This is a genomic window from Leucobacter iarius (genome assembly GCF_039530105.1).
GTDB lineage: Bacteria > Actinomycetota > Actinomycetes > Actinomycetales > Microbacteriaceae > Leucobacter > Leucobacter iarius.
On the sequence record NZ_BAAAOB010000004.1, the window covers coordinates 17,353 to 38,170 of the forward strand.

The window sequence follows — 20,818 nt, forward strand, 5'->3', positions numbered from 1 at the left end:
ACCTGAACGCCAGCACCCACATCGCGTCGTAGCTGGCCGAAAGGCGCTGAGCGGGGCGGTACTGATATTGGCGGAGCGGAGCTCGCGGTGCGCGATCTCCCGCCTTCCCGACGAGCCCATCGCCGGGTTCCCTCATTCCGAAACTGATCCATCGACCCCGGCTGGACCCGCGGCCGGGAACCCCGGTTCGAGGTAGCCCTCGACCCAGGCGATGCGGCCGAAGTCGAGCTTCGACCTTACGGTGATGCCGACCGACGCGTACTTCTTGCGTACTCGGTCGAGGTACTGCTTTGCGGTCTCCCGCCCGATGTTCATGGCCTCGCCCACCTGGTCGACCGTGAGTCCCGAGGCGTAGAGCACGAGGGCGCGTTCCTCCTGCACGCTGAGGCTCGGCCGTTCGGGGTCGCCGGCGATCACCGACGCCAGCTCGGGCGTCATCCACTCGTCGCCGCGCAGCACGGCCCGGATCGCGGTGAGAATGTCGGCTTCGCTGTCGCGCTTGCCGACGATGCCCGAGACTCCGGCGCGCACGATGCCGCGTACGAGCGGCGGCGAGGCGAGCGCCGACAGCACGACGATCCGCAGGCCTGCGGCGAGCAGGGACGCGACGAGTTCGACGTCGACGCTCGGCTCCCGATCCACCATCAGGTCGAGCACCAGCAGGTGGGGGCGCCGCTCGCGGGGCACGGATCGGGCCCAGGCCACGAAGTCCGGCGCGGTCGTGCCGCTGAACACCACCTCGAATTCGCCGTCCCGGCCGAGCAGCTCTTCGGTGCGGGCCCGCTGCAGCGCGTGGTCCTCGACGATCGCGACGCGGCACACCGCGGGATCCTTCCGACTCATGAGTCCTCCGTCGTTCCGGCCGCGACCGCGTCGCGGGCATAGGTCAGTTCCACCAGGTCGAGGGATCCGAGCCGCTCGTACCGGGCCCCGGCCCGCTCCCGGGCCCCGGGAGCTCCCGACGATCCCGGCGGGACGAGGCTCGGCCCGAGCATCGTCAGCTGCAACGCCTCGCCCACGGGGAAGATCGACACCGTGAGCGCGGCTCCCTGCGGCAGCGCGGCGAGCCCGTGGAGCACCGTGTCGGCGATGTCGCGCGCATCGGCCTCGTCGCCGGTGTCGAAGCCGCCCAGCCGGAGCGAGAAGTCCACCTCCCGCTCGCGCGCGGTGCGCAGTGCCGGCACGAGCGCGCGGCTCAGGTGCACGAGTTCCGGGCTGAGCTGCACGAGTTGCCGCAGGTAGCGCTCCTCGGCCCCGCAGGCGCGGCGGATCCCGGGCTCCGCGGCATCGCGATCCCCCTCGGCGACGGCGCGCAGCAGTTCGACCGCCGACTCGAGTCCCGCGTCCACCCAGCGCCGGTAGCTGTCCTGGGCCGCGGCTTCGAGCTCGGTCCGGAGGTTCGCTTCGAACGCCAGCTGCCGCGAGCGGTCCGCCTCCTCTGCCAGGCGCGTGACCCAGGCCCGGAAGATCGTCCAGACGATCGTGAACCCGAGCCCGACGGCCGCGGCGACGATCGTGATCTGCCCCGCCGTCGGCGACACCGGCCACACGAGCACCGCGATGGTCGCGGCGAGCAGGATCCACGCGGCCGCACCGATCAGCGGCGCCGCGCGGCCGCCGAGGGAGAGCAGGAGCACGAAGGCCCCGGTCGGTGCCAGCGCCTGCCAGTTGACCGCGCCCTCGGCTCCGAACGCGGTCGCGGCCGCCGACAGGAAGAACACGGCGCAGGTGCAGACGATGAGCGTGCCGCTCAGCAGCCAACGGGAGCGGCGGAGCCGCGGAGCGCGCGACACCGCCCAGGCGAGCACCATGATGCCGAGCATCGGATAGAGGGCGAAGAAGCGGTTCGTACCGCCGCCGAGGGTCAGCGCAACGCTGACGGCGGTCACGCCGAGCGCCCACAGGTTTCCCGCTCGGGCGTGCAGCGAGGCGACGGACGCACGCACGCCCCCGCCGTCCCAATCGGCCAGGCCGCCGGGGCCATCGGCGGATCCGTCGGATCCGGCACTCCCGGTCTGCACCGCCCCTGCGGCACCGAGCGGCACGCGCAGCTCGACCGAGGTGCCGCTCCCCTCGCGGCTCGTGACCTCCGCCGCGAATCCCGCGGCGCGCGCCCGGGCGAGGATCGAGGAGTCGATGCCCCGACCCTGCGGTGCGGACCCCGCGAACCCGCGCCCGGCGTCGCGCACGACCACGCGCAGCTCGTCATCGGTCGCGGTGAACTCGATCCCGACCGAGTCCGCACCCGAGTGCTTGACCGCGTTGGTCGTGGCCTCGCGCACGCACGCCGCCACCGCAAGGGATCGGTCCTCCCCGAGCACCCGGTCCATTCGAGCGAGCTCCTCATCGCCGAGCCCGCTGCGGGTCACCGGGAGTCCGACATGCGCGAACACGGCCCGCAGGCCGTCGTGCGCCGCCGCCCGCTGCTCGCCGCGCAGCACGCGCAGCAGCTCGACGTCCCTCGCGCACTGCGCCCGGACCCGCGCGGGATCCGCCACACCGGCGCCGCCGTTCGCGATCGCGCCGAGCGTGTTGATCGCGGTGTCGTGCAGGGTCCGGGACTCCTCGGCGAGGCGAGCGCCCACCCTGCGGGCGGTCTCCCCACGCAGCCCCGCGGCCTCGGCGCTCCCCGCGGCGACATCGGCGTCGGCGGCGATCCGCAGCAACCAGGGCAGCCCCGCCCGGATCGCGAGGATGATGGACGCCTGGGTCACGATGATCGCGACCGGCAACTGCACGCCCCACTCGGGGAGCGCGACGAACAGCGTCGCGGAGATCACGACCGCCGGCCCCATCACGAGTGCCATCGAGATCCGCCGCAGCACGAGCAGGCCGATGAGGCAGCTCGCGAAGTCGATCTCCCAGCAGGCGGCGAACACGAGGGTGGAACCCAGATCCCCGCTGGCGAGATAGCTCCAGAGCCCGATGCCCAGCATGCCGAGCGGGATCACCGGGGTCGGGATCCGCCGCCGGAGTCCGAGCAGCGCGAGGCCGCCGAGCATGAGCTGCGCCAGTGCGAGCGGCCAGGCCGAACCCCCCAGCGAGGCGAACGACGCCAGCAGCATCACCACCTGCCAGCCGGCCGCGACGAGCAATGCCACGCGTCGGATCGCGCGCAGCACCGAGCGCATGGCCCACCCATCGCCATCGGTGAGCGCGGCGTGATCGTCGAACAGGTCGTCGATCACCGACCGCAGCGCGCGAACCACCATGTATCCCCCTGCATCGGCGCGTCCCCACGCGCACCAGTGCCCCGCTTGGACAGTACCGCAGCGGGGCTTCGTTCCGGGAGCACGGCGCTCCCGAAGAGATGAACGGTCGACCGCTCCGGCGGGTGCCGGATCGGTCGACCGTTCATGGCCGTGCTGCGCAGAGGGGGTGCCTGACACGGCCGAGTCGCCGCCGGTCCCGTCTCGGGGACGGTCCCGGCGATCGATCCGGTGGATCGGCGCGGACGTGGGCCCGCGCCGATCCACCGGAGTTCTAGGCGTCCGCGCGCCGGCGCAGCGCCAGCAGCAGGGCGCCGCCGCCCAGCACGGCGAACAGTCCCAGCCCTGCGATCAGTGCCGGCGGGATCAGAGCGCCGGTGACCGCGAGGTCATCGCTGCCCGACGCCACCGGCTTCGGGGCGGTCGTTCCGCCCGCGGTCGGGGTCGTGGGCTGCGACGGAGTCGGCCCGGTCGAGGGCGTCGGCGTCGCGGGAGTCGTCGGGGTCGTCGGCACCGTGGGGGTCGGTGTGGTCGTCGGACCGGGGGTGGTGGTCGGCGTCGAGGACGCGATCCACTGGGCGGTCGCCGAGGCGGACGTGCGGGTGCCGGAACCGGCGACCAGCACGAGCGACTGCGCATGATCCTCGGAGTTCGGGGTCCCGTCCGCCGTGTTCGGCACCGAGATCACGCTTCCGGTGAATCCGGAGCCGGCGATGGACGCCGTCAGGGTCGCCGAACCCGAGGTGGTCGAAGCACGCAGATCCAGGTAGATCTGCTGCCCGTCGGTCACCGCGTTCGCGTCGATGGCGTTGCCGGCGGCGTCGGTCAGCGCGAGAGCGGGATCCACCGTCACCTGAGCGGGCGCCCGGTCGGTGTGGACCGTGAAGGGACCCACGAGCTCGCCGGGCTTCGCCGAGCCGGTCGGCCCGGTCACTGAGACGGTCCCGGCGAAGTCGGCGGGGGTCACCCCAGCGCTCGCGTTCGCGCCGTTCACGAGGTACCAGTAGGCGTTCTTCGAGTCCTCGCTCTCCCAAGCCCAGTCAGCGTCGAAGTCGAGGTCGGTGTAGCGCCAGATCGCGTACTGCATCGCCTCGATCGCGTCGTTGCGCGAGATGCCGGGCGTGCCCGCCGCAGCGCCGAAGTCGGCGAGGCTCAGCGCCGGGTATCCGTGGGCCAGCACCCAGAGCACGCGCCCCCGCACGACCGGGTCGGAGAAGTGGTTGCTGCCGAGGTAGCTCGCAGCGTCACCGATGATCGCCGGAGTCCGGGTCTTCGCGTGCACGTCGTGCTCGATGCAGTAGGCCCAGAAATCGGGGTCGCCCGGGTTCGCGGGATCCTCCGGCGTGCTGGAGTAGATCGGGAAGACGCCGGTGCCGCCGTATCCCTGCTTTCCGCCGACCCACACCGGGGTGTTCGCCGCTGCCGCAGGATCCGCTTCCGCGGCCGCCGGGCTCGCGAGGGCCGGGGCGAGCAGCGCGGCGGCAGCGAGCAGGGCGACCGCCCAACGACGCTTTCCCCGCGCGGGGGACGAGAGTGTTCCGCGTGCCATGAGTGGTCTCCGATTCCGTGCAACAGCCGAGGTCGCTGATGAAACTAATCGGGGACGGCGCCGATCGCATCGGCTCGGAGGCGAATGACCCCCGAACGGGGGACGCGCCCGCGGGTTGCATTCTCCGCCTCGGACTTGACCTCAACTTCACTTGAGGTTTTACCGTGGTCCCCATGGCCACTCCCTCCCGCACGATCCCGATCGCCGAACCCCGAATCAGCTCCAGCGGCAGCTGGCGCGAGCTCTTCAGCGGAGCCCACCTCGCAGCCGCCCTCGTGCTCGCCGGCGGCGTCGCGATGTACGCGATGAACACCTTCCTCACCGCCGCGCTGCTCCCCTCGACGATCGCCGAGGTCGGCGGATCCGAGTACTTCGCCTGGGTCGTCACCGCGTTCCTCATCGCCTCCGTGCTCGCATCGATGCTCGTGACGCGCCTGCTCGGTCGCTTCGGCGCCGCACGTGGCTACCTCCTCGCGTTCGCGGTGTTCGGCGCAGGAACGCTCGGCGCCGCCCTCGCACCGAACATGGAGTTCTTCCTCGCGATGCGCGTCGCCCAGGGACTCGGCGGCGGGCTCCTCGCCGGTCTCGGCTACGCCGTGATCCGGCAGGCGCTGCCCGAGCACCTCTGGACCCGCGCGACCGGACTCATCTCGGCGATGTGGGGCGTCGGAACGCTCATCGGTCCCGCGCTCGGCGGGCTCTTCGCGCAGCTCGGGATCTGGCGCTGGGCGTTCGCGCTGCTCGCCGCCGTCTCGTTCCTCCTCGGCGCGCTCGCGCTGCGCGCCCTGCCCGCCGGCCGCGGGCCCGCGCACCCGAGCGGCCGATTCCCCGTCGCCCCGCTCGTCGCGCTCGTACTCGCGGCAGCCGCCTTCAGCGTCGCCTCGATCGTGCCGCCCGGCCCCGCGACCGCCGTCGCGATCCTCGCGGGCACCGCCCTGATCCTCGGATTCGTGCTGCTCGACCGACGCGCGTCGTCCTCGGTGCTGCCGGCAATCACCTACCGCCGGGGCAATCCGCTGAAGTGGATCTACCTCACCCTCGGCATCGCAAGCGCGGGCGCGATGCTCGAGGTGTACCTGCCCCGATTTGGGCAGGAGATCGCGGCCCTGCCGGAACTGCCCGCGGGCCTCCTCGGCGCGACCGTCTCGGTCGGCTGGAGCTTCGTCCAGATCTTCAGCGTGAGCATCGAATCGGATCGGGGCCGCCGCCGAGCCATGGTGCTCGGTCCCGTGCTCATGGTGCTCGGCTTCGGCGGTTACGCACTGCTGCAGCTCGCCGGCGCGAGCGCCGGCACGGTCTGGGGGTGGGCTGCGGCACTCGTCCTCGCAGGATCCGGCATCGGCCTCGCGTTCCCGCACCTCAGCGTCGCCGCGCTGCGCAGTGCAGCCTCGCCCGAGGAGAGCGCGAAGGCCGCCGCCGGCGTGAGCACGGCCCAGCTCATCGCGAACGCCGTGTTCTCGGCACTCATCGGCGTGCTCGTCTCGCTCGGATCCGTCCTCGGAACCGCTGCCCCCGCCGCGACTGCGGCGAGCGCGGCCGCGACCTCCGCCGCGGTGATGGGTGCCGGAGTCGCCGTGCTCGCGCTCATCGGGGTGGGCACGGCGTTGCGAGCGACCCGTTCGCTGCGTTCGGGGAGTACGCTGTCGCCAGCGTAGCCGCGCGGCTCCGCCCAATGATGTGCAGGAGCAGCCCGTGGCCTCTTCTTCGAATCGGACGACCGTCGATGTCTTCGCCGAGCCCACCCGTCGGGTGAGCGGCGGATGGGTGGCCGCGTTCGCGCTCGCCTGGTTCGGGGTGTGGATGGCGCAGCTGACCCCCGTGCAGCTGCTGCTGCCGGCGCAGATTCAGGCGGAGCTGCGCACGACCGACTGGGTGCAGAACGTGCTCGCCTTCGGGGTGATCTCGGGCATCTCGGCGCTGTGCGCGATCGTCGCGTTCCCCGTCACCGGTGCCCTCTCGGATCGGACGACGAGCCGCTTCGGTCGGCGCCGCCCGTGGATCGCCGCCGGGGCGCTGCTGTTCGCGCTCTCGCTCCTGCTGCTCGGTACGCAGCACACCCTCGTCGGGATCGGGGTGTTCTGGTCGCTGGCGATCATCGGCTTCTGCGTGCTGACCGCGGCGCTCACCGCCACCATCAGCGACCAGGTGCCCGTCGGTCAGCGCGGCACCGTGTCGGGGTGGCTCTCGGCTCCGCAGGCGATCGGCATCATCGCGGGGATCCTGCTCGTGACCATGCTGTCGCTCGGCACGTTCCTCGGGTACGCGGTGGTCGCGATCCTGCTGCTCGTGCTGGTGGTGCCGTTCCTGCTGCGCCCCGACGCCGTGCTGCGGCCGGATCAGCGGGAGCCCTGGACCCTGCGCGGCATGCTCGATTCGCTCTGGATCAGTCCGCGGCAGTACCCCGATTTCGGGTGGACGCTGCTCAGCCGGGTGCTCGTGAACTTCGGAAACGCGTTCGGCACGAGCCTGCTGCTCTACTTCCTGGAGTTCGGGCTCGGCGATAAGAATGCCGAGGACGACCTCGTGATCGCGGTGCTCGTGTACATGGTGTTCGTGATCATCGCCGCGCTCACCCTCGGCCGGCTCTCCGACGCGCTGGGACGGCGCAAGTCGTTCGTCTTCCTCTCGTCGACGCTGCAGGCGGTCGCGGCACTGCTCCTCGCCTTCGTGCCGACGTTCGCGACGACGCTCGTGGCGGCCGGGCTGCTCGGCCTCGGCTACGGCTGCTTCCTCGCCGTCGACCAGGCGCTCGCCACGCAGGTGCTGCCCGACCCCGAGACCCGCGGCAAGGACCTCGGGATCATGAACATCGCGACCGCGGTGCCGCAGGCGGCGGCTCCCCTGCTCGGCGCACTCATGGTGTTCGTCGCGGGCTTCACGGGCCTGTTCCTCATGGCGGGAGTGTTCGCGTTCGCGGGCGCGCTCGCGGTCGCCAAGGTGCGCTCGGTGCGGTGAACGCGTCGCCCGCGCGGGGGTCGCGGCGCTGGTCGGCGCGGGGATCCGGTGCCACACTGTTCCCATGACCATCCACCTCACCGACGATCCCGCAGCCGACACCCTGCTCAGCGACGAGCCGACGGCGCTCCTCATCGGCATGCTGCTCGACCAGCAGGTCGCCATGGAGGTCGCCTTCTCGGGCCCGCTCAAGATCAAGCAGCGGCTCGGATCCATCGATGCCGCCGCCCTCGCGGGAGCCGACCCCGACACGGTGCTCGAGGCGTTCCGGGAGTCCCCCGCGGTGCACCGCTTCCCCGGGTCCATGGCGGGACGCGTGCAGACGCTCTGCCGGGTCCTGGTCGACGACTGGGGCGGTCGCGCCGAGACCCTCTGGACCGAGGGCGATCCCGACGGCGCGACCGTGCTGAAGCGTCTCAAGTCGCTGCCCGGCTTCGGCGAGCAGAAGGCGCGGATCTTCCTCGCGCTGCTCGGCAAGCAGTGCGGTTTCGACGGTGCGGGCTGGCGCGAAGCGTCGGCGCCCTACGGCGAGGAGGGGTCGATGCGCAGCGTCGCCGACATCGTCTCCCCCGAGACCCTCGCGCGCGTGCGCGAGGCGAAGCGCGCCGCCAAGGCCGCCGCCAAGAAGGCCTGATGTGAGCGGCGAATCTCCCACCGCCGAGCGGGGATCCTTCGGCCTCACCCGCATGCGGCCGCGGGATCCGACGCAGGTGTTCCGCGCCGCGAGCCCGCTGGAGCTGTTCTTCGACCTCATCTTCGTGGTCGCCGTATCGTTCAGCTCGGCGCAGCTGCACGAGCTCGAGGCCGAAGGGCACCTCTGGTCGGGCGTGCTCGCCTACGTGCTGACCTTCTTCGGCATCTGGTGGGCGTGGATGAACTTCACGTGGTTCGCCAGCGCCTTCGACGTCGACGACTGGTTCTACCGCATACTCACGCTCACCCAGATGGCGGGCGTGCTCGTGCTCGCGACCGGCATCAAGTCGGCCATGTCGCACGGCGACTACCGGATCCTGATCCTCGGCTACGTGATCATGCGCCTCGCACTCGTCACGCAGTGGCTGCGCGCCTCGCGCAGCCACCCCGAGCTGCGCCGCACGGCGCTGCGCTACGCCGTCGGCGTGGTGATCTGCCAGATCCTCTGGATCGGCTTCCCCTGGATCTCGCCGAGCCTACAGATCCCGGTGTTCCTGGTGCTCGTCGCCTGCGAACTCGCGGTACCCGTGTGGGCCGAATCGGCACGCAAGACCCCGTGGCACTCCGCGCACATCGCCGACCGCTACGGCTCCTTCACCCTGATCGTGCTCGGTGAGTCCGTGCTCGCGTCGACCTCGGCCGTCGTGAGCGCGGCGGACAACTCCCACCACCTCGGCCAGCTCGTCATCACCGGCTTCGCGGGGCTCGTGCTCGCCGCCGGCATGTGGTGGCTCTACTTCGCCACCGAGGTCACCGAGCGCCTCGACGAGATCCGCACCGCGCTCCCCTTCGGCTACGGGCACTACGCCGTGTTCGCCGCAGCCGGCGCGTTCTCCGCCGGCATCACGGTGCTGCTCTCGTCCCAGATGGACACGAGCGACCTCAGCCCCGTCGCCGCGGCCGCGACCCTCACGATCCCGGTCGGCATCTTCGTGCTGGGCGTCTGGTTCCTGATCCTCCGGCACAACCTCGAGGGCGTCACGCGCATCATCGTCCCCGTCGGCGCATTCGTGATCGCCGCCTGCGCGTTCCTGCCCGGCGCGATCATCTTCGCCGCTCTCGTCATGGCCGGACTCGTGGTGCTCGTCGAGCGCCACCGCGTCTCGCACTGAGCCAGGGAGTCCCATGGAGAACGCTCCCGTCACGCTGCTCGTCGTCCCGCTCATCGCGGTGGTCGCGCCGCTGCTCGCGCGCCTCGTGTCGCGCGCGCTCGTCGTCCCGCTCGTCGTCTTCGAGGTCGCGCTCGGCATGCTCGTCGGCCCGAGCGGCCTCGGCTGGGTGGCCGACGGTCCGCTGCTGGACGCGCTCTCGCAGCTCGGTCTCGCGATGCTCTTCTTCATGGCCGGGAACGAGATCGAGCCGGCCTCCCTGCTCGGTCGTCGCGGCAAGCGCGCCCTCGCCGGGTGGGGCGTCTCGGCCGTCCTCGCGCTCGGCGCGGGCTTCCTCATCGCGCCGGAGCCCGGCGCCGCGCTGCTCATCGGGATCGCGCTGACCGGCACCGCGCTCGGCACCATCATGCCCATGCTGCGCGATTCGGGGATCCTGCGCACCCCGCTCGGATCGGCGCTCTCCTCGGCGGGAGCCATCGGCGAGTTCGCGCCCCTCGTCGCGATCTCGATCTTCTTCAGCGGCCGACAGCCCGTCGCCGGCCTGCTCACCCTGCTGGTCTTCGCGGGCGTCGCGGGGCTCGCATTCCGCCTCGCGTCGCGCGGCAGCCGCGCCTGGCTGCACCGGGTGGTCTCGGCGACGCTCCGCACGAGCGGTCAATTCGCGGTGCGGCTCGTGATCGCGATCCTCGCGGTGCTCGTCGTGCTCGCCCTGCTGCTCGGCGTCGACTTCCTGCTCGGCGCGTTCACCGCCGGCCTGCTCGCCCGCGTCGTGCTGCGCGGCGGGGATCCCGAGCACCTGGAGGTCGTCGAGGCGAAGCTCGAATCGATCGCCTTCGGATTCTTCGTACCGATCTTCTTCGTCGCGACCGGCGTCTCGTTCCCGCTCGCCTCGCTGCTGCGGGATCAGCGCGCGCTGCTCCTGATCCCGGTGTTCCTCGTCGCGATGCTGCTCGTGCGCGGACTGCCCGCGCTGTGGACGGTCGATCCGGGATCCTCCGCGGCCGACCGACGCAGCAGCGCGTTCTTCACCGCGACCACGCTGCCGCTCGTGATCGCGGTCACGGGGATCGGCACCAAGACCGGCGTGCTCGACGCCGGAACCGCCGCCGCGATGGTCGGCGCGGCGATGCTCACGGTGTTCCTGTTCCCGGTGATCGCGCTCATCGGTCGCGGGCGGCCGGGCACCGGGCCCGGCGCGGATCCCGAGCAGGATCCCGGCGCGGATCCCGAACTGCTGGCCCCCGCGCACGAGTAGACGCGCGTTCGCCCCGGACCCGCGTCGATGCGCGGGGCCGGGGCGAACGGTTCAGCCGGCGGGTCAGACCGCCGTGAGCGCCTCGCGCTCGAGCCGCAGGTAGCTCGTCTCCATGCCGTCGACCATGCCGGTCGCGAGGATCATCTCGCGGGTCGCGGTGTCGGGGTAGGTGATGAGCAGCGTGAGCAGCGTGCCGCCCTCGACCGGGGTGAGCGTCAGCTCGTTGCGAGTCACGGGGCTCTGCGCGCCCTCGGGATCCTGGGGCGTCACCATGGCCTCGGTGGTCACGGCCCGCACCGGACGCTCGCCCTCGACGAACTCGCCGGTGAAGCCGAAGCTCTCGCCGCTCTCGAGGTTGCGCCACTCCTGGCGGTACCGCTGGCCCGGCTCGCTCGCGACCTCGCAGACCGGCATCTCCCAGCCGTCGGGGCCGAGCATCCAGCGACGCATCAGCTCGGCCTCATGGTGGGCTCGCCACACCTGATCCGCGGTGCCGCGGATCACGCGCGAGACGCGCGCCTGGGTGTCGCCGACCAGTTGCAACTGCGTCGGCAGATCCGCGGCGTAGGACGCGAGGTCCTCGACCACCGCGTCGATCTGGCCCATCGCCGAGCGGGTGCCCTGCTCCATGCCCATCGCCTGCAGCTGCTCGAGCGATTCGAGCGAGTCGAAGTAGCTGGTCGTGGTGAGGCGGGACCCGAGGGCCGTCTGCTGGAACTCGAACACCATGCGCATGTCGGGCATCTCGGTGTTCGGGGTGCCGTCCTCGAGCGCGAAGCCGTCGCGCACCTCGAACGAGCGGCCTTCGTCGACCGAGACCCACTTCCAGTAGCCGCCGTGCGACTCGCCCTCGGGGCTCGTCAGTCGGTACAGGCTCAGCCCGCCCGGCGCGAAGTCGTGCCGACGGAAGGTCGCCGGGAACTCCGGCGGACCCCAGAAGCGCTCGATCTGGCGCGGGTCGGCGTAGGCGTCCCAGAGCCTGCGCACCGGGACGGTGAAGTCGGCGACGACGGTGATCGTCAGCGCCTCGGGATCGGTGATGAATGCGGTGACCGGCATGATGCTGAGCCTTTCGGATCGAGGTGTTCGGGGTGTTCGTGCGGTTCGTGAGTCGCGTCGTTCGGCTCGGGCCCGCCGCGGGATCAGTGCCCGGGCGGATCCTCTGCGAGGAGCGCGTCGAGTCGATCGATGCGCCCGCGCCACAGCTGCTCGAAATAGCCCAGCAGTTCCTGGGCCCGTCGGATGGTCTCGGGGTTGCCTCGGATGATGCGCTCCCTTCCTCTGGGGATCTTCGCGACGAGATCGGCGGCCTCGAGCACGGCCACGTGCTTCTGCACTGCGGCGAAGCTCATGTCGTAGTCGCGGGCGAGCTCGGACACCGAGGCCTCGCCGGTGAGCGTGCGGCGGACGATGTCGCGTCGCGTGGCGTCGGCGAGCGCCCGGAAGATCCGGTCGATCTGCGCGTCGGAGAGTTCTTGTACAACCATTTGGTTGTACATTACGACGCGAATGCGCGCGCGTCAACCCCCTGGGTGAGACGTCTTCCGACGTCGAGGTGCCCCGTGTCGGGGGTATGGGATTCCGCATCCCCGACACGGGGCACCTCGATGAAGGTGGCGGCGGCCTACTCGGCGGACGCGCCCTCGGGCGAGCGGCGCTTGCGGCGCCACGAGTTGAAGGCGCGGATCGCCTCGATGAGGATCGGGATGCCCGGCAGCAGCACGAGCACGATGATGAACACCTCGGAGTACTGGTGCACGAACGGGATCTGGCCGAGGAAGAAGCCGATCAGCGTGACGCCGACGCCCCAGAGCAGGGCTCCGATCGCGTTGTACGCGACGAAGTGTCGGTACTCCATCTTGCCGACGCCGGCGGCCGCCGGGACGAAGGCGCGGAACACCGGCAGGAAGCGGGCGATGATGATCGCCTTCGGGCCGTGCTTCTCGAAGAAGGCGTGCGTCCGCTGCACGTTCTCGGGGTTGAAGAGCTTGCTCTTCTCGCGGCTGAACACGGCCGGACCCAGCTTGCGCCCGATCATGAATCCGACCTGGTCGCCGGCGAACGCGAAGATGAAGAGGAGGATGCAGGTGATCCAGATGGGCACGTCGATGATGCCCGTCGCGGTGAACAGCCCGACCGTGAACAGCAGGGAGTCGCCCGGCAGGAACGCGAGTACGAGCACGCCGGTCTCGAGGAACACGAACGCGCACGCGAGCACCAGCGCGACCCAGCCGCCCGCCTTCAGCAGGGCCTCGGGATCGAGCCAGTCGATGCCGAGCAGGGCCGGCGTGAGGAAGCCTGCGAGCGAGGCGAGCGCGGAGTGGAGCACCGGGGTCCGACTTTCAGTTCACGGGGGTGGGCTGGCGACCGGGATCTCGGCACCGCAGTCCAGTATGCACTGCGGTTCTGGCACCGGCCTGGCACCCGGCTGGCACGTCCGCCCCGGGTACGACGAAGCGCCGCGGGCCCGTCGGAACGGACCCGCGGCGCTTCGGCACCGGATCAGGGACTCAGTCGCGAGGGCAGGAGCAGCGGTCGGCCTGGGCCACGCCCTCCAGCGCCTCCTCGATGTGCAGGCCGCACCCGGCCCAGGTGGTCTTGCCGCAGTCGGCGCAGCGCACGGGTGAGCACATGTGATTCTCCTCGGTCGGTGTGGTGTCGCGAGCGAACGGATCAGGCGGCGTCGGCCGCGCGTTCCGCCATCTCGACCACGTTCTTCAGCAGCAGGGCGCGGGTCATGGGGCCCACGCCGCCGGGGTTCGGCGAGATCCAGGCAGCGACCTCGGCCACGGCCGGGTCGACGTCGCCGACGACGCGGCTCTTGCCGGTCTCGGGATCGACCTTGCGCGAGACGCCCACGTCGAGCACGATCGCGCCCGGCTTGACGTCCTCGGCGCGCACGATGCCCTCGACGCCCGCGGCCGCGACGATCACGTCGGCGCGGCGCAGCTCGGCGCCCAGGTCCGCCGTGCCCGTGTGCGTGAGCGTGACGGTCGCGTTGAACTCGCGGCGGGTGAGCAGCGGCCCGATCGGACGGCCGACGGTCACGCCGCGGCCCACGACCACGACGTTCTTGCCCGCCCACGACAGGCCGTTGCGCTCGACCAGCTCGATCACGCCGCGCGGCGTGCACGGCAGCGGCGAGGTGATCTCGGTGTTGGCGTTCAGCACGAGGCGCCCGAGGTTGGTCGGGTGCAGCCCGTCGGCGTCCTTATCCGGGTCGATCTTCTCGAGGATCCGGTCGGTGTCGATGTGCTTCGGCAGCGGCAGCTGCACGATGTAGCCGGTGCAGGCCGGGTCGGCGTTGAGCTCGTCGAGCACCGCCTCCAGCTCCTCCTGCGTGACCGTGTCGGGCAGTTCGCGCTGGATCGACGCGATGCCGACCTCGGCGCAGTCGCGGTGCTTGCCCGCGACGTACCACTTCGAGCCGGGATCCTCGCCGACCAGCACGGTGGCGAGACCGGGGGTGACGCCGCGCTCGCGGAGCGCTGCGACGCGCCCCGCGAGCTCCTGCTTGATCGAAGCCGCAGCGGCGGTCCCGTCGAGCTTCTCAGCGGTCAAGGATCACCACTCCTCGAGGCCGGGGTACAGCGGGAACGCGTCGGCGAGCGCCGTCACGCGCGCCTTGAGCGCCTCGACGTCGCCCGTCTGCTGCAGGGTGAGGGCGATGATGTCGGCCACCTCGGCGAACTCAACGTCGCCGAAGCCGCGGGTCGCGAGGGCCGGGGTGCCGATGCGGAGGCCGCTCGTGACCATCGGCGGGCGCGGGTCGAAGGGCACCGCGTTGCGGTTGACGGTGATGCCGACGGCGTGCAGCGCGTCCTCCGCCTGCTGGCCGTCGAGCTCCGAGTTGCGCAGGTCGGCGAGCACGAGGTGCACGTCGGTGCCGCCGGTGAGCACGTCGACGCCCGCGGCCTTCGAGGCCTCGCTGGTGAGCGCGTCCGCCACGAGCTTCGCGCCCGAGAGCGTGCGCACCTGGCGCTCCTTGAACTCATCGGTCGCCGCGAGCTTGAACGCGGTCGCCTTCGCGGCGATCACATGCATGAGCGGGCCGCCCTGCTGGCCGGGGAACACGTTCGAGTTGAGCTTCTTGAAGAGCTCGAGGTCGTTCGTGAGAATGAAGCCGGAGCGGGGACCGCCGATGGTCTTGTGCACGGTCGACGACACGACGTGCGCGTGCGGCACCGGGCTCGGGTAGAGGCCCGCGGCGACGAGGCCCGCGAAGTGGGCCATGTCGACCCAGAGGGTCGCGCCGACCTCGTCCGCGATCTCGCGGAACTTCGCGAAGTCGAGGGTGCGGGGATACGCCGACCAGCCGGCGATGATGACCTTGGGCTTGTGCTCGAGCGCCTTCTCGCGCACGACGTCCATGTCGATGAGGAACGTCTCGGGGTCGACGCCGTAGTGCACGACGTTGTAGAGCTTGCCCGAGAAGTTGAGCTTCATGCCGTGGGTGAGGTGTCCGCCGTGGGACAGCTCGAGGCCGAGGATCGTGTCGCCCGGCTCGGCGATGGCCGACAGCACTGCGGCGTTGGCCGATGCGCCCGAGTGGGGCTGCACGTTCGCGTACTTCGCACCGAACAGGCTCTTGGCGCGCTCGCGCGCGAGCTCCTCGGCGACGTCGACGAACTCGCAGCCGCCGTAGTAGCGGCGGCCCGGGTAACCCTCGGCGTACTTGTTGGTGAGCACGGAGCCCTGGGACTCGAGCACCGCGCGGGGAACGAAGTTCTCGCTCGCGATCATCTCGAGCGTGCCGCGCTGGCGGCCGAGCTCGTTCTTCAGGACCTCCGCGATCTCGGGGTCGACGACCTCGAGCGGCTCGTTGAAGAAGGCTGACTGGTTCGACATCCGGTGTACTCCTCGGTGTTCTCGTTCCGCGCGCGCGGAAGACATCGGTTCGGTTTTTCGACCCAGGCGAGCGGCCGTTCCGAGAGGGGGTGTCGTTTCCCGATGGTGTCCCATCTGCACGCCAGTCACGACGTTCGACAGTGTAGCAATCCGGGCTCGGAACGGAACGCCGCCGGTCACACGCGGTCACCGGTGGAGCGCGGCCCGCGGGCGGGTTCGCGGATCCAGTACTCTTGGACCCCGTGAACACGATCGCGACGGACTCCTCCGGCACCCAGTGGGTGCTCACCCTCAGCTGCATCGACGGACCGGGGATCGTGCACGCGATCAGCGGCGCGATCGTCGCGGCGGGCGGCAATATCGCCGAGAGCCAGCAGTTCGCGAGCCACGACACCGGTCGCTTCTTCATGCGCCTGCAGGTGGAGGCCGTGGCCCAGCCCGAGACCTTCGAGGCGCGCTTCGAGCAGGCGCTCGCGCCCGTGACCGAGCGCTACCACATGACCTGGCGCCTCGACGTGGTCGGGCGCCCCGTGCGCACCCTGATCCTCGCGTCGACCGCGACCCACTGCGTCAACGATCTGCTCTACCGCCAGCGCGGCGGCCAGCTGCCCATCGAGGTGCCGCTGATCCTGTCGAACCACGAGACCGTGCGCGACATCGCCGATTTCTACGGGGTGCCGTTCGAGCACCGCCCGGTCGCCGGCGCCGACGACAAGGCGGCGTTCGAGCGCCGCGTGCTCGAGGTCGTCGAGGAGCAGGACATCGAGCTCGTCGTGCTCGCCCGCTACATGCAGATTCTGTCGCCCGAGCTATGCGAGGCGCTCGCGGGCCGTGCGATCAACATCCACCACTCGTTCCTGCCTGGTTTCAAGGGCGCGAACCCCTACCGTCAGGCGCACCAGCGCGGCGTGAAGCTGATCGGCGCGACCGCGCACTTCGTGACGACCGATCTCGACGAGGGCCCGATCATCGAGCAGGATGTCACCCGCGTCGATCACGCGTACTCCCCGCAGGAGCTCATGCAGCTCGGCCAGGACGGCGAGGCGCGCACGCTGCGCCGCGCGGTGACGTGGTTCGCCGAGAACCGGATCCTCGCCGACGGCGACCGCACCATCATCTTCCGCTAGGCGGGATCAGGCGCCGTCGCCTCGCAGCGACTCGAACTCCGCGCGGAAGCCGGTGAGCATGGCCCGCAGGCCGAACTCGAAGGAGGCGTCGGCCGTGCTCTGCCGCTTCGCGGCGAGCATCGCGGCACGGGCCCGGTAGACCGAGGTGAAGACCGGCACGTCCTCACGGGGGCCGGGATCGAGCATCTGCTCGTCGGCACCGAGGTCGAGCGCGGATCCCAGGATGAACGATTCGAGCGCGACGAGCAGGACCAACACCCGCTCCTCGGGCCAACCGGCCCGCACGAGCGCACGGATCACCCCGTCGTACATGAGCGTCGTCGAGGACTCCTCGGCGAGCGGCAGCACGGCGAGCAGCGCGACGGTCGACGGATGCGCCGCGAACGTGTCGCGGTAGTGTCCCGACCACTCGACGAGCGCCTCGTCCCACGGGCTGCGATCGAACATGTCGAGCGGGATCCGGTCGCTGATGAGCTCGCGCATCCCGGCGACCAGGTCGGGATACCCGTCGACGTGGTTGTAGAGCGCGGAGGGCTGCACGCCGAGCTCCTTTGCGACCGCCCGGATCCCGGCGGCCTCCGCTCCGCCGCGATCCACGAGGCGCAGCGCGGTCTCGAAGATGAGCCGGCGCGAGAGGATCCCCTGCGCGGGACGACCCGCGCGACGGCGCGAAGGCCCGGTGCCGCCACCGGTGCCGGCGCGGTCGCCCTCGTCCGCGGTCGTCGTCATCTTCGCCTCCCCGGGTTCATCCTGGCCCTGGTCGAGCCGGATCGCAAAACTCATTCGCATCCGCACGGCATTCGTACTATTCTCTTGCCCAGCGCACAAACGAACCCTGTTCATTTTGGCACTTCCGCTCGCGGCCCGCACCGCGCGTGCACCGCGAGCGGCCGGATCACCCCTCAGCAGCAAGGACGCAGCAGATGACGACCGTTTTCACCGGTGGCACCGTGATCATCGACCCGGCGCCCGCGACCGGACCGGCCGAGACGAGCGACGCGCTCGCCGTGCGCGACGGCCGCGTGATCGCCCACGGAGCCGAAGCGCGCACGCTCGCTCAGGAGTCCGGCACCGAGGTCGTCGACCTCGCCGGCGGCACCCTGGCTCCCGCGCTCGGCGACGGGCACGCCCACCCCGTGCTCGGCGGCCTCGAAGCGGCCGGGCCGGCCGTGCGCGCGGCGAGCGATCTCGACGGGATCCTCCGCGCCGTCGCCGAGTGGAAGGCCGAAAATCCCGAGGCCGAATGGATCGTCGGCGCGAGCTACGACGCCACCTTCGCCCCCGGCGGCCGCTTCGACGCCCGCTGGCTCGACGAGGTCACGGGCGACACCCCGACCGTGCTGCGCGCGTGGGATTACCACACCGCCTGGGTGAACACCGCGGCCCTCGCGGCCGGCGGCATCACCGCCGACACTCCGGATCCGCACCTCGGCCGCATCGTGCGCCGCGAGGACGGCAGCCCGCTCGGCACCCTGCAGGAGGCGGCGGCCAACGACTTCCTCGCGAACGTGGTGCCCGGGTTCTCGCTCGAGGCCCGGGTCGACGCGATCGAGGCCGCGACCCGTTCTTACGCCGAGCAGGGCACTACGTGGATCCAGGACGCCTGGGTCGACGCGGGAGACGTCGAGACCTACCGCGCCGCGGTGCGCGAGGATCGCCTGCACACCCGGGTCAACCTGGCGCTGCGCGCCGACCCGATGCACTGGCGCGAGCAGCTCGACGAGTTCGCCGCGGTCCGCGACGAGATCCGCGCACTCGCGCACCCGCGGCTGAGCGCCGAGACGATCAAGGTCTTCGTCGACGGCGTGATCGAGAACCACACGGCGGCGCTGACCGACCCCTACGCCGACCGCCCCGACGACCGCGGCCTGCCCAACTGGGACGAGGCCGAGCTGCGGGCGGCCACCGCCGCGTTCGACGCGCTCGGGTTCCAGCTGCACCTGCACGCGATCGGCGACGCCGCGGTGCGATCGGCGCTCGACGCGCTCGAGGCCGCGCAGGCACAGGATCCGGCGCGCGAACGGCATCACGTGATCGCGCACGTCGCGATGCTCGCCCCCGGCGACGCCGAGCGCTTCGCCGCGATCGGGATCATCGCGAACTTCGAGCCCTACTGGGCGCAGTGCGACGCCGTGATGGAGTCGCTCACGATCCCGCACATCGGGCACGACCGCGAGGGCTGGCAGTACCTCATCGGCTCGGTGCTGCGCGGCGGCGCGACCGTCTCGTTCGGCAGCGACTGGCCCGTCACCACGAAGGACTGGCGCCCCGCGATCTCGACCGCGATCACCCGGCACAGCCACCTCGAACCCGACGCAGAATCGTGGCTGCCCGAGGAGCGCGTCTCCGCCGGGGAGGCGTACGCCGCCTACACCCGCGGGATCGCCCGTCAGGCGCTCGCGACCGACCGCGGCACCCTCGACGTCGGCATGACCGCCGACCTCGTCTGGCTATCGGAGAACCCGCTCGCGGTCGACCCGAACCGGATCCCCGAGATCACGATCCGCGGCACGTGGCTCGCGGGTCGCGCGACCTTCGTGGGATCATCCTCCTAGGGCGCCCAGGCACCCCTTCCGGACCTTTTCAAAGGAGAAAACCCGTGTCCGATCCAGCAACCGTGTCCACCAGCACAACGGGCGGCCCGCACCTCAAGCGCGCCCTCGGCCTGACCGGCCTCACGCTCTTCGGCGTGACCTACATGACGGTCATCACGGTGTTCACCACCTACGGCATCGTGAACCAGGTGACCGACGGCCACCTGCCCGCGGCCTACGTGGTCGCCGTCGTCACCATGCTCTTCACCGCGGCGAGCTACGGCGCCATGGTGCGCCGCTACCCGGTCGCGGGATCCGCGTACACCTACACTCAGCAGTCCTTCGGCGGGGCCATCGGCTTTCTCACCGGCTGGGTCATGCTGCTCGACTACCTCTTCATCCCGATGATCAACTTCATGCTCATCGGCATCTACCTGAACACGCAGTTCCCCGCGGTCCCGGTGTGGGTCTTCACCCTCGCGTCGCTGCTGCTCGTGCTGCTGTTCAACATCCTGGGCATCAACCTCGTCAACAAGGTGAACTTCGTGATCATCGCGCTGTCGGTGGTGCTCGTGGTCGTGTTCATGGCGCTCGCGTTCAAGGAGTACCTGGGTGGCGACCAGTCGGTCGGACTCATCGATCCCTTCACCTTCGGTGAGGGCGGCATCGGCGCCATCGCGTCCGGCGCCGCGGTGCTCGCGCTCTCGTTCCTCGGCTTCGACGCGGTCTCGACCCTGTCGGAGGAGGCGAAGCGCCCCCGCAAGGACATCCCGCGCGCGATCCTGCTCTCGACCCTGGTCGGCGGCTTCTTCTTCATCCTCGTCTCGTGGTCGGGGGCGCTCGCCTTCAACCCGGACTGGTCGACCCTGAACAAGGAGCAGATCGACGCCGCCGGCACCACGGTCATGGACAGCTTCGGAGTGAGCTGGTTCACCGCGTTCTTCGTCGCGATCTACGTGGTCGGCGCGTTCGGCTCCGGCATGACCGGCCAGGTCTCCGTCTCGCGCATCCTCTACGCGATGGGCCGCGACGGCATGCTGCCGAAGCCGCTCGCGCGACTGCACCGCCGCTTCGGCACCCCGATCGTCGCCGCGTGCGTGGTCTCGATCTTCGCGCTCTCGGCACTGTTCCTGTCGCTCGACACCGTCGCCTTCATGATCAGCTTCGGTGCGCTGGCCGCGTTCGCCCTCGTGAACCTCTCGGTGATCCGCACCTACGTGTTCCCGAAGGGCGGCCGCCGCGAGCAGTTCGGATTCTGGAAGTGGATTCGCTACCTCGTGATGCCCGTGATCGGCTTCGTGCTGACCATCTGGCTGTGGACCTCGCTGCAGGCCCTCACCTGGCTCGTGGGCGCGATCTGGCTCGTGGTCGGCGTCATCATCATCGCGATCGTGACCGGCGGCTTCCGCAAGCCCGTGCCGAAGATGGACTTCTCGGAGGGCGAGCCGACCACCGAGCAGATCGACCAGCTCGGCGACGAGTTCCCGCTGGAGCCGAACCGCTAGTCGGTAAGTCTCGTCATCCTGCGCGAGTCGCACC

Annotated in this window: 18 protein-coding genes and 1 riboswitch; of the genes, 8 read left to right on the plus strand and 10 right to left on the minus strand. The window is 70.8% G+C overall.

What is annotated here, in order from left to right:
- Nucleotides 1-132: 132 nt before the first annotated feature.
- The 3 genes from ABD169_RS13220 to ABD169_RS13230 all read right to left on the minus strand — a co-directional run bounded on the left by ABD169_RS13220 (nucleotide 133) and on the right by ABD169_RS13230 (nucleotide 4,758).
- Entirely contained in the window at nucleotides 133-843 is a 711-nt protein-coding gene (locus tag ABD169_RS13220) for a response regulator transcription factor (RefSeq protein ID WP_344032937.1), read from the minus strand.
- Nucleotides 840-3,212, minus strand: a complete 2,373-nt coding sequence (locus ABD169_RS13225; RefSeq protein ID WP_344032939.1) for an ATP-binding protein — start codon at nucleotides 3,210-3,212, stop codon at nucleotides 840-842. The genes ABD169_RS13220 and ABD169_RS13225 overlap by 4 nt, the downstream gene beginning before the upstream one ends.
- Before the next feature lie 271 nt (nucleotides 3,213-3,483).
- Nucleotides 3,484-4,758: a thioester domain-containing protein gene (locus ABD169_RS13230; RefSeq protein WP_344032941.1), complete on the minus strand. Its 1,275-nt coding sequence runs from the start codon at nucleotides 4,756-4,758 to the stop codon at nucleotides 3,484-3,486.
- Nucleotides 4,759-4,931: 173 nt separating this feature from the next.
- Here ABD169_RS13230 and ABD169_RS13235 point away from each other — a divergent pair, with 173 nt between their 5' ends.
- The 5 genes from ABD169_RS13235 to ABD169_RS13255 all read left to right on the plus strand — a co-directional run bounded on the left by ABD169_RS13235 (nucleotide 4,932) and on the right by ABD169_RS13255 (nucleotide 10,770).
- The gene (locus tag ABD169_RS13235) at nucleotides 4,932-6,413 is read left to right on the plus strand and encodes an MFS transporter (protein WP_344032943.1); all 1,482 of its coding nucleotides are present in this window, start codon (nucleotides 4,932-4,934) and stop codon (nucleotides 6,411-6,413) included.
- A gap of 37 nt (nucleotides 6,414-6,450) precedes the next feature.
- A complete protein-coding gene (locus ABD169_RS13240; protein WP_344032946.1) occupies nucleotides 6,451-7,713 on the plus strand; it encodes an MFS transporter in 1,263 nt (420 codons plus the stop codon).
- A 64-nt stretch (nucleotides 7,714-7,777) separates the two neighbouring features.
- Entirely contained in the window at nucleotides 7,778-8,347 is a 570-nt protein-coding gene (locus ABD169_RS13245) for an HhH-GPD-type base excision DNA repair protein (protein ID WP_046456266.1), read from the plus strand.
- A 1-nt stretch (nucleotide 8,348) separates the two neighbouring features.
- Nucleotides 8,349-9,518: a low temperature requirement protein A gene (locus ABD169_RS13250; protein WP_344032949.1), complete on the plus strand. Its 1,170-nt coding sequence runs from the start codon at nucleotides 8,349-8,351 to the stop codon at nucleotides 9,516-9,518.
- Nucleotides 9,519-9,531: 13 nt separating this feature from the next.
- Nucleotides 9,532-10,770 (plus strand): cation:proton antiporter, encoded by a 1,239-nt coding sequence (locus ABD169_RS13255; RefSeq protein WP_344032951.1) that lies wholly within the window; start codon nucleotides 9,532-9,534, stop codon nucleotides 10,768-10,770.
- A gap of 63 nt (nucleotides 10,771-10,833) precedes the next feature.
- On the opposite strand, the gene ABD169_RS13260 is transcribed toward ABD169_RS13255, so the two are convergent.
- The 6 genes from ABD169_RS13260 to glyA all read right to left on the minus strand — a co-directional run bounded on the left by ABD169_RS13260 (nucleotide 10,834) and on the right by glyA (nucleotide 15,618).
- Complete coding sequence (locus ABD169_RS13260) at nucleotides 10,834-11,829, minus strand: SRPBCC family protein (protein ID WP_344032952.1); 996 nt, start codon at nucleotides 11,827-11,829, stop codon at nucleotides 10,834-10,836.
- Between the two features lie 83 nt (nucleotides 11,830-11,912).
- A complete protein-coding gene (locus ABD169_RS13265) occupies nucleotides 11,913-12,257 on the minus strand; it encodes an ArsR/SmtB family transcription factor (RefSeq protein ID WP_344032953.1) in 345 nt (114 codons plus the stop codon).
- 137 nt (nucleotides 12,258-12,394) lie between these two features.
- Nucleotides 12,395-13,099, minus strand: coding sequence for a VTT domain-containing protein (locus ABD169_RS13270; protein WP_344032954.1), 705 nt, complete (start codon nucleotides 13,097-13,099; stop codon nucleotides 12,395-12,397).
- Nucleotides 13,100-13,280: 181 nt separating this feature from the next.
- Nucleotides 13,281-13,403, minus strand: a complete 123-nt coding sequence (locus tag ABD169_RS13275; RefSeq protein WP_255350870.1) for a hypothetical protein — start codon at nucleotides 13,401-13,403, stop codon at nucleotides 13,281-13,283.
- A 40-nt stretch (nucleotides 13,404-13,443) separates the two neighbouring features.
- Nucleotides 13,444-14,331 carry a bifunctional methylenetetrahydrofolate dehydrogenase/methenyltetrahydrofolate cyclohydrolase gene (locus tag ABD169_RS13280; protein WP_099723978.1) on the minus strand — a complete coding sequence of 296 codons (888 nt, stop codon included), beginning with the start codon at nucleotides 14,329-14,331 and terminating at the stop codon, nucleotides 13,444-13,446.
- A 3-nt stretch (nucleotides 14,332-14,334) separates the two neighbouring features.
- On the minus strand, nucleotides 14,335-15,618 hold the full coding sequence (gene glyA / locus ABD169_RS13285) for a serine hydroxymethyltransferase (protein WP_046456261.1): 1,284 nt from the start codon (nucleotides 15,616-15,618) through the stop codon (nucleotides 14,335-14,337).
- Between the two features lie 53 nt (nucleotides 15,619-15,671).
- Nucleotides 15,672-15,757: riboswitch (ZMP/ZTP riboswitch) on the minus strand.
- A gap of 103 nt (nucleotides 15,758-15,860) precedes the next feature.
- On the opposite strand from glyA, the gene purU reads away from it, so the two are divergent.
- Complete coding sequence (gene purU, locus ABD169_RS13290; protein ID WP_084821177.1) at nucleotides 15,861-16,745, plus strand: formyltetrahydrofolate deformylase; 885 nt, start codon at nucleotides 15,861-15,863, stop codon at nucleotides 16,743-16,745.
- Between the two features lie 6 nt (nucleotides 16,746-16,751).
- Here the strand turns inward: purU and ABD169_RS13295 are convergent, their stop codons facing one another.
- Nucleotides 16,752-17,474 (minus strand): TetR/AcrR family transcriptional regulator, encoded by a 723-nt coding sequence (locus ABD169_RS13295; protein ID WP_344032959.1) that lies wholly within the window; start codon nucleotides 17,472-17,474, stop codon nucleotides 16,752-16,754.
- Nucleotides 17,475-17,668: 194 nt separating this feature from the next.
- Between ABD169_RS13295 and ABD169_RS13300 the strand changes: the two genes are divergently transcribed.
- A complete protein-coding gene (locus ABD169_RS13300; protein ID WP_344032961.1) occupies nucleotides 17,669-19,300 on the plus strand; it encodes an amidohydrolase in 1,632 nt (543 codons plus the stop codon).
- A 44-nt stretch (nucleotides 19,301-19,344) separates the two neighbouring features.
- Nucleotides 19,345-20,784: an APC family permease gene (locus tag ABD169_RS13305; protein WP_046456259.1), complete on the plus strand. Its 1,440-nt coding sequence runs from the start codon at nucleotides 19,345-19,347 to the stop codon at nucleotides 20,782-20,784.
- Nucleotides 20,785-20,818: the final 34 nt, after the last annotated feature.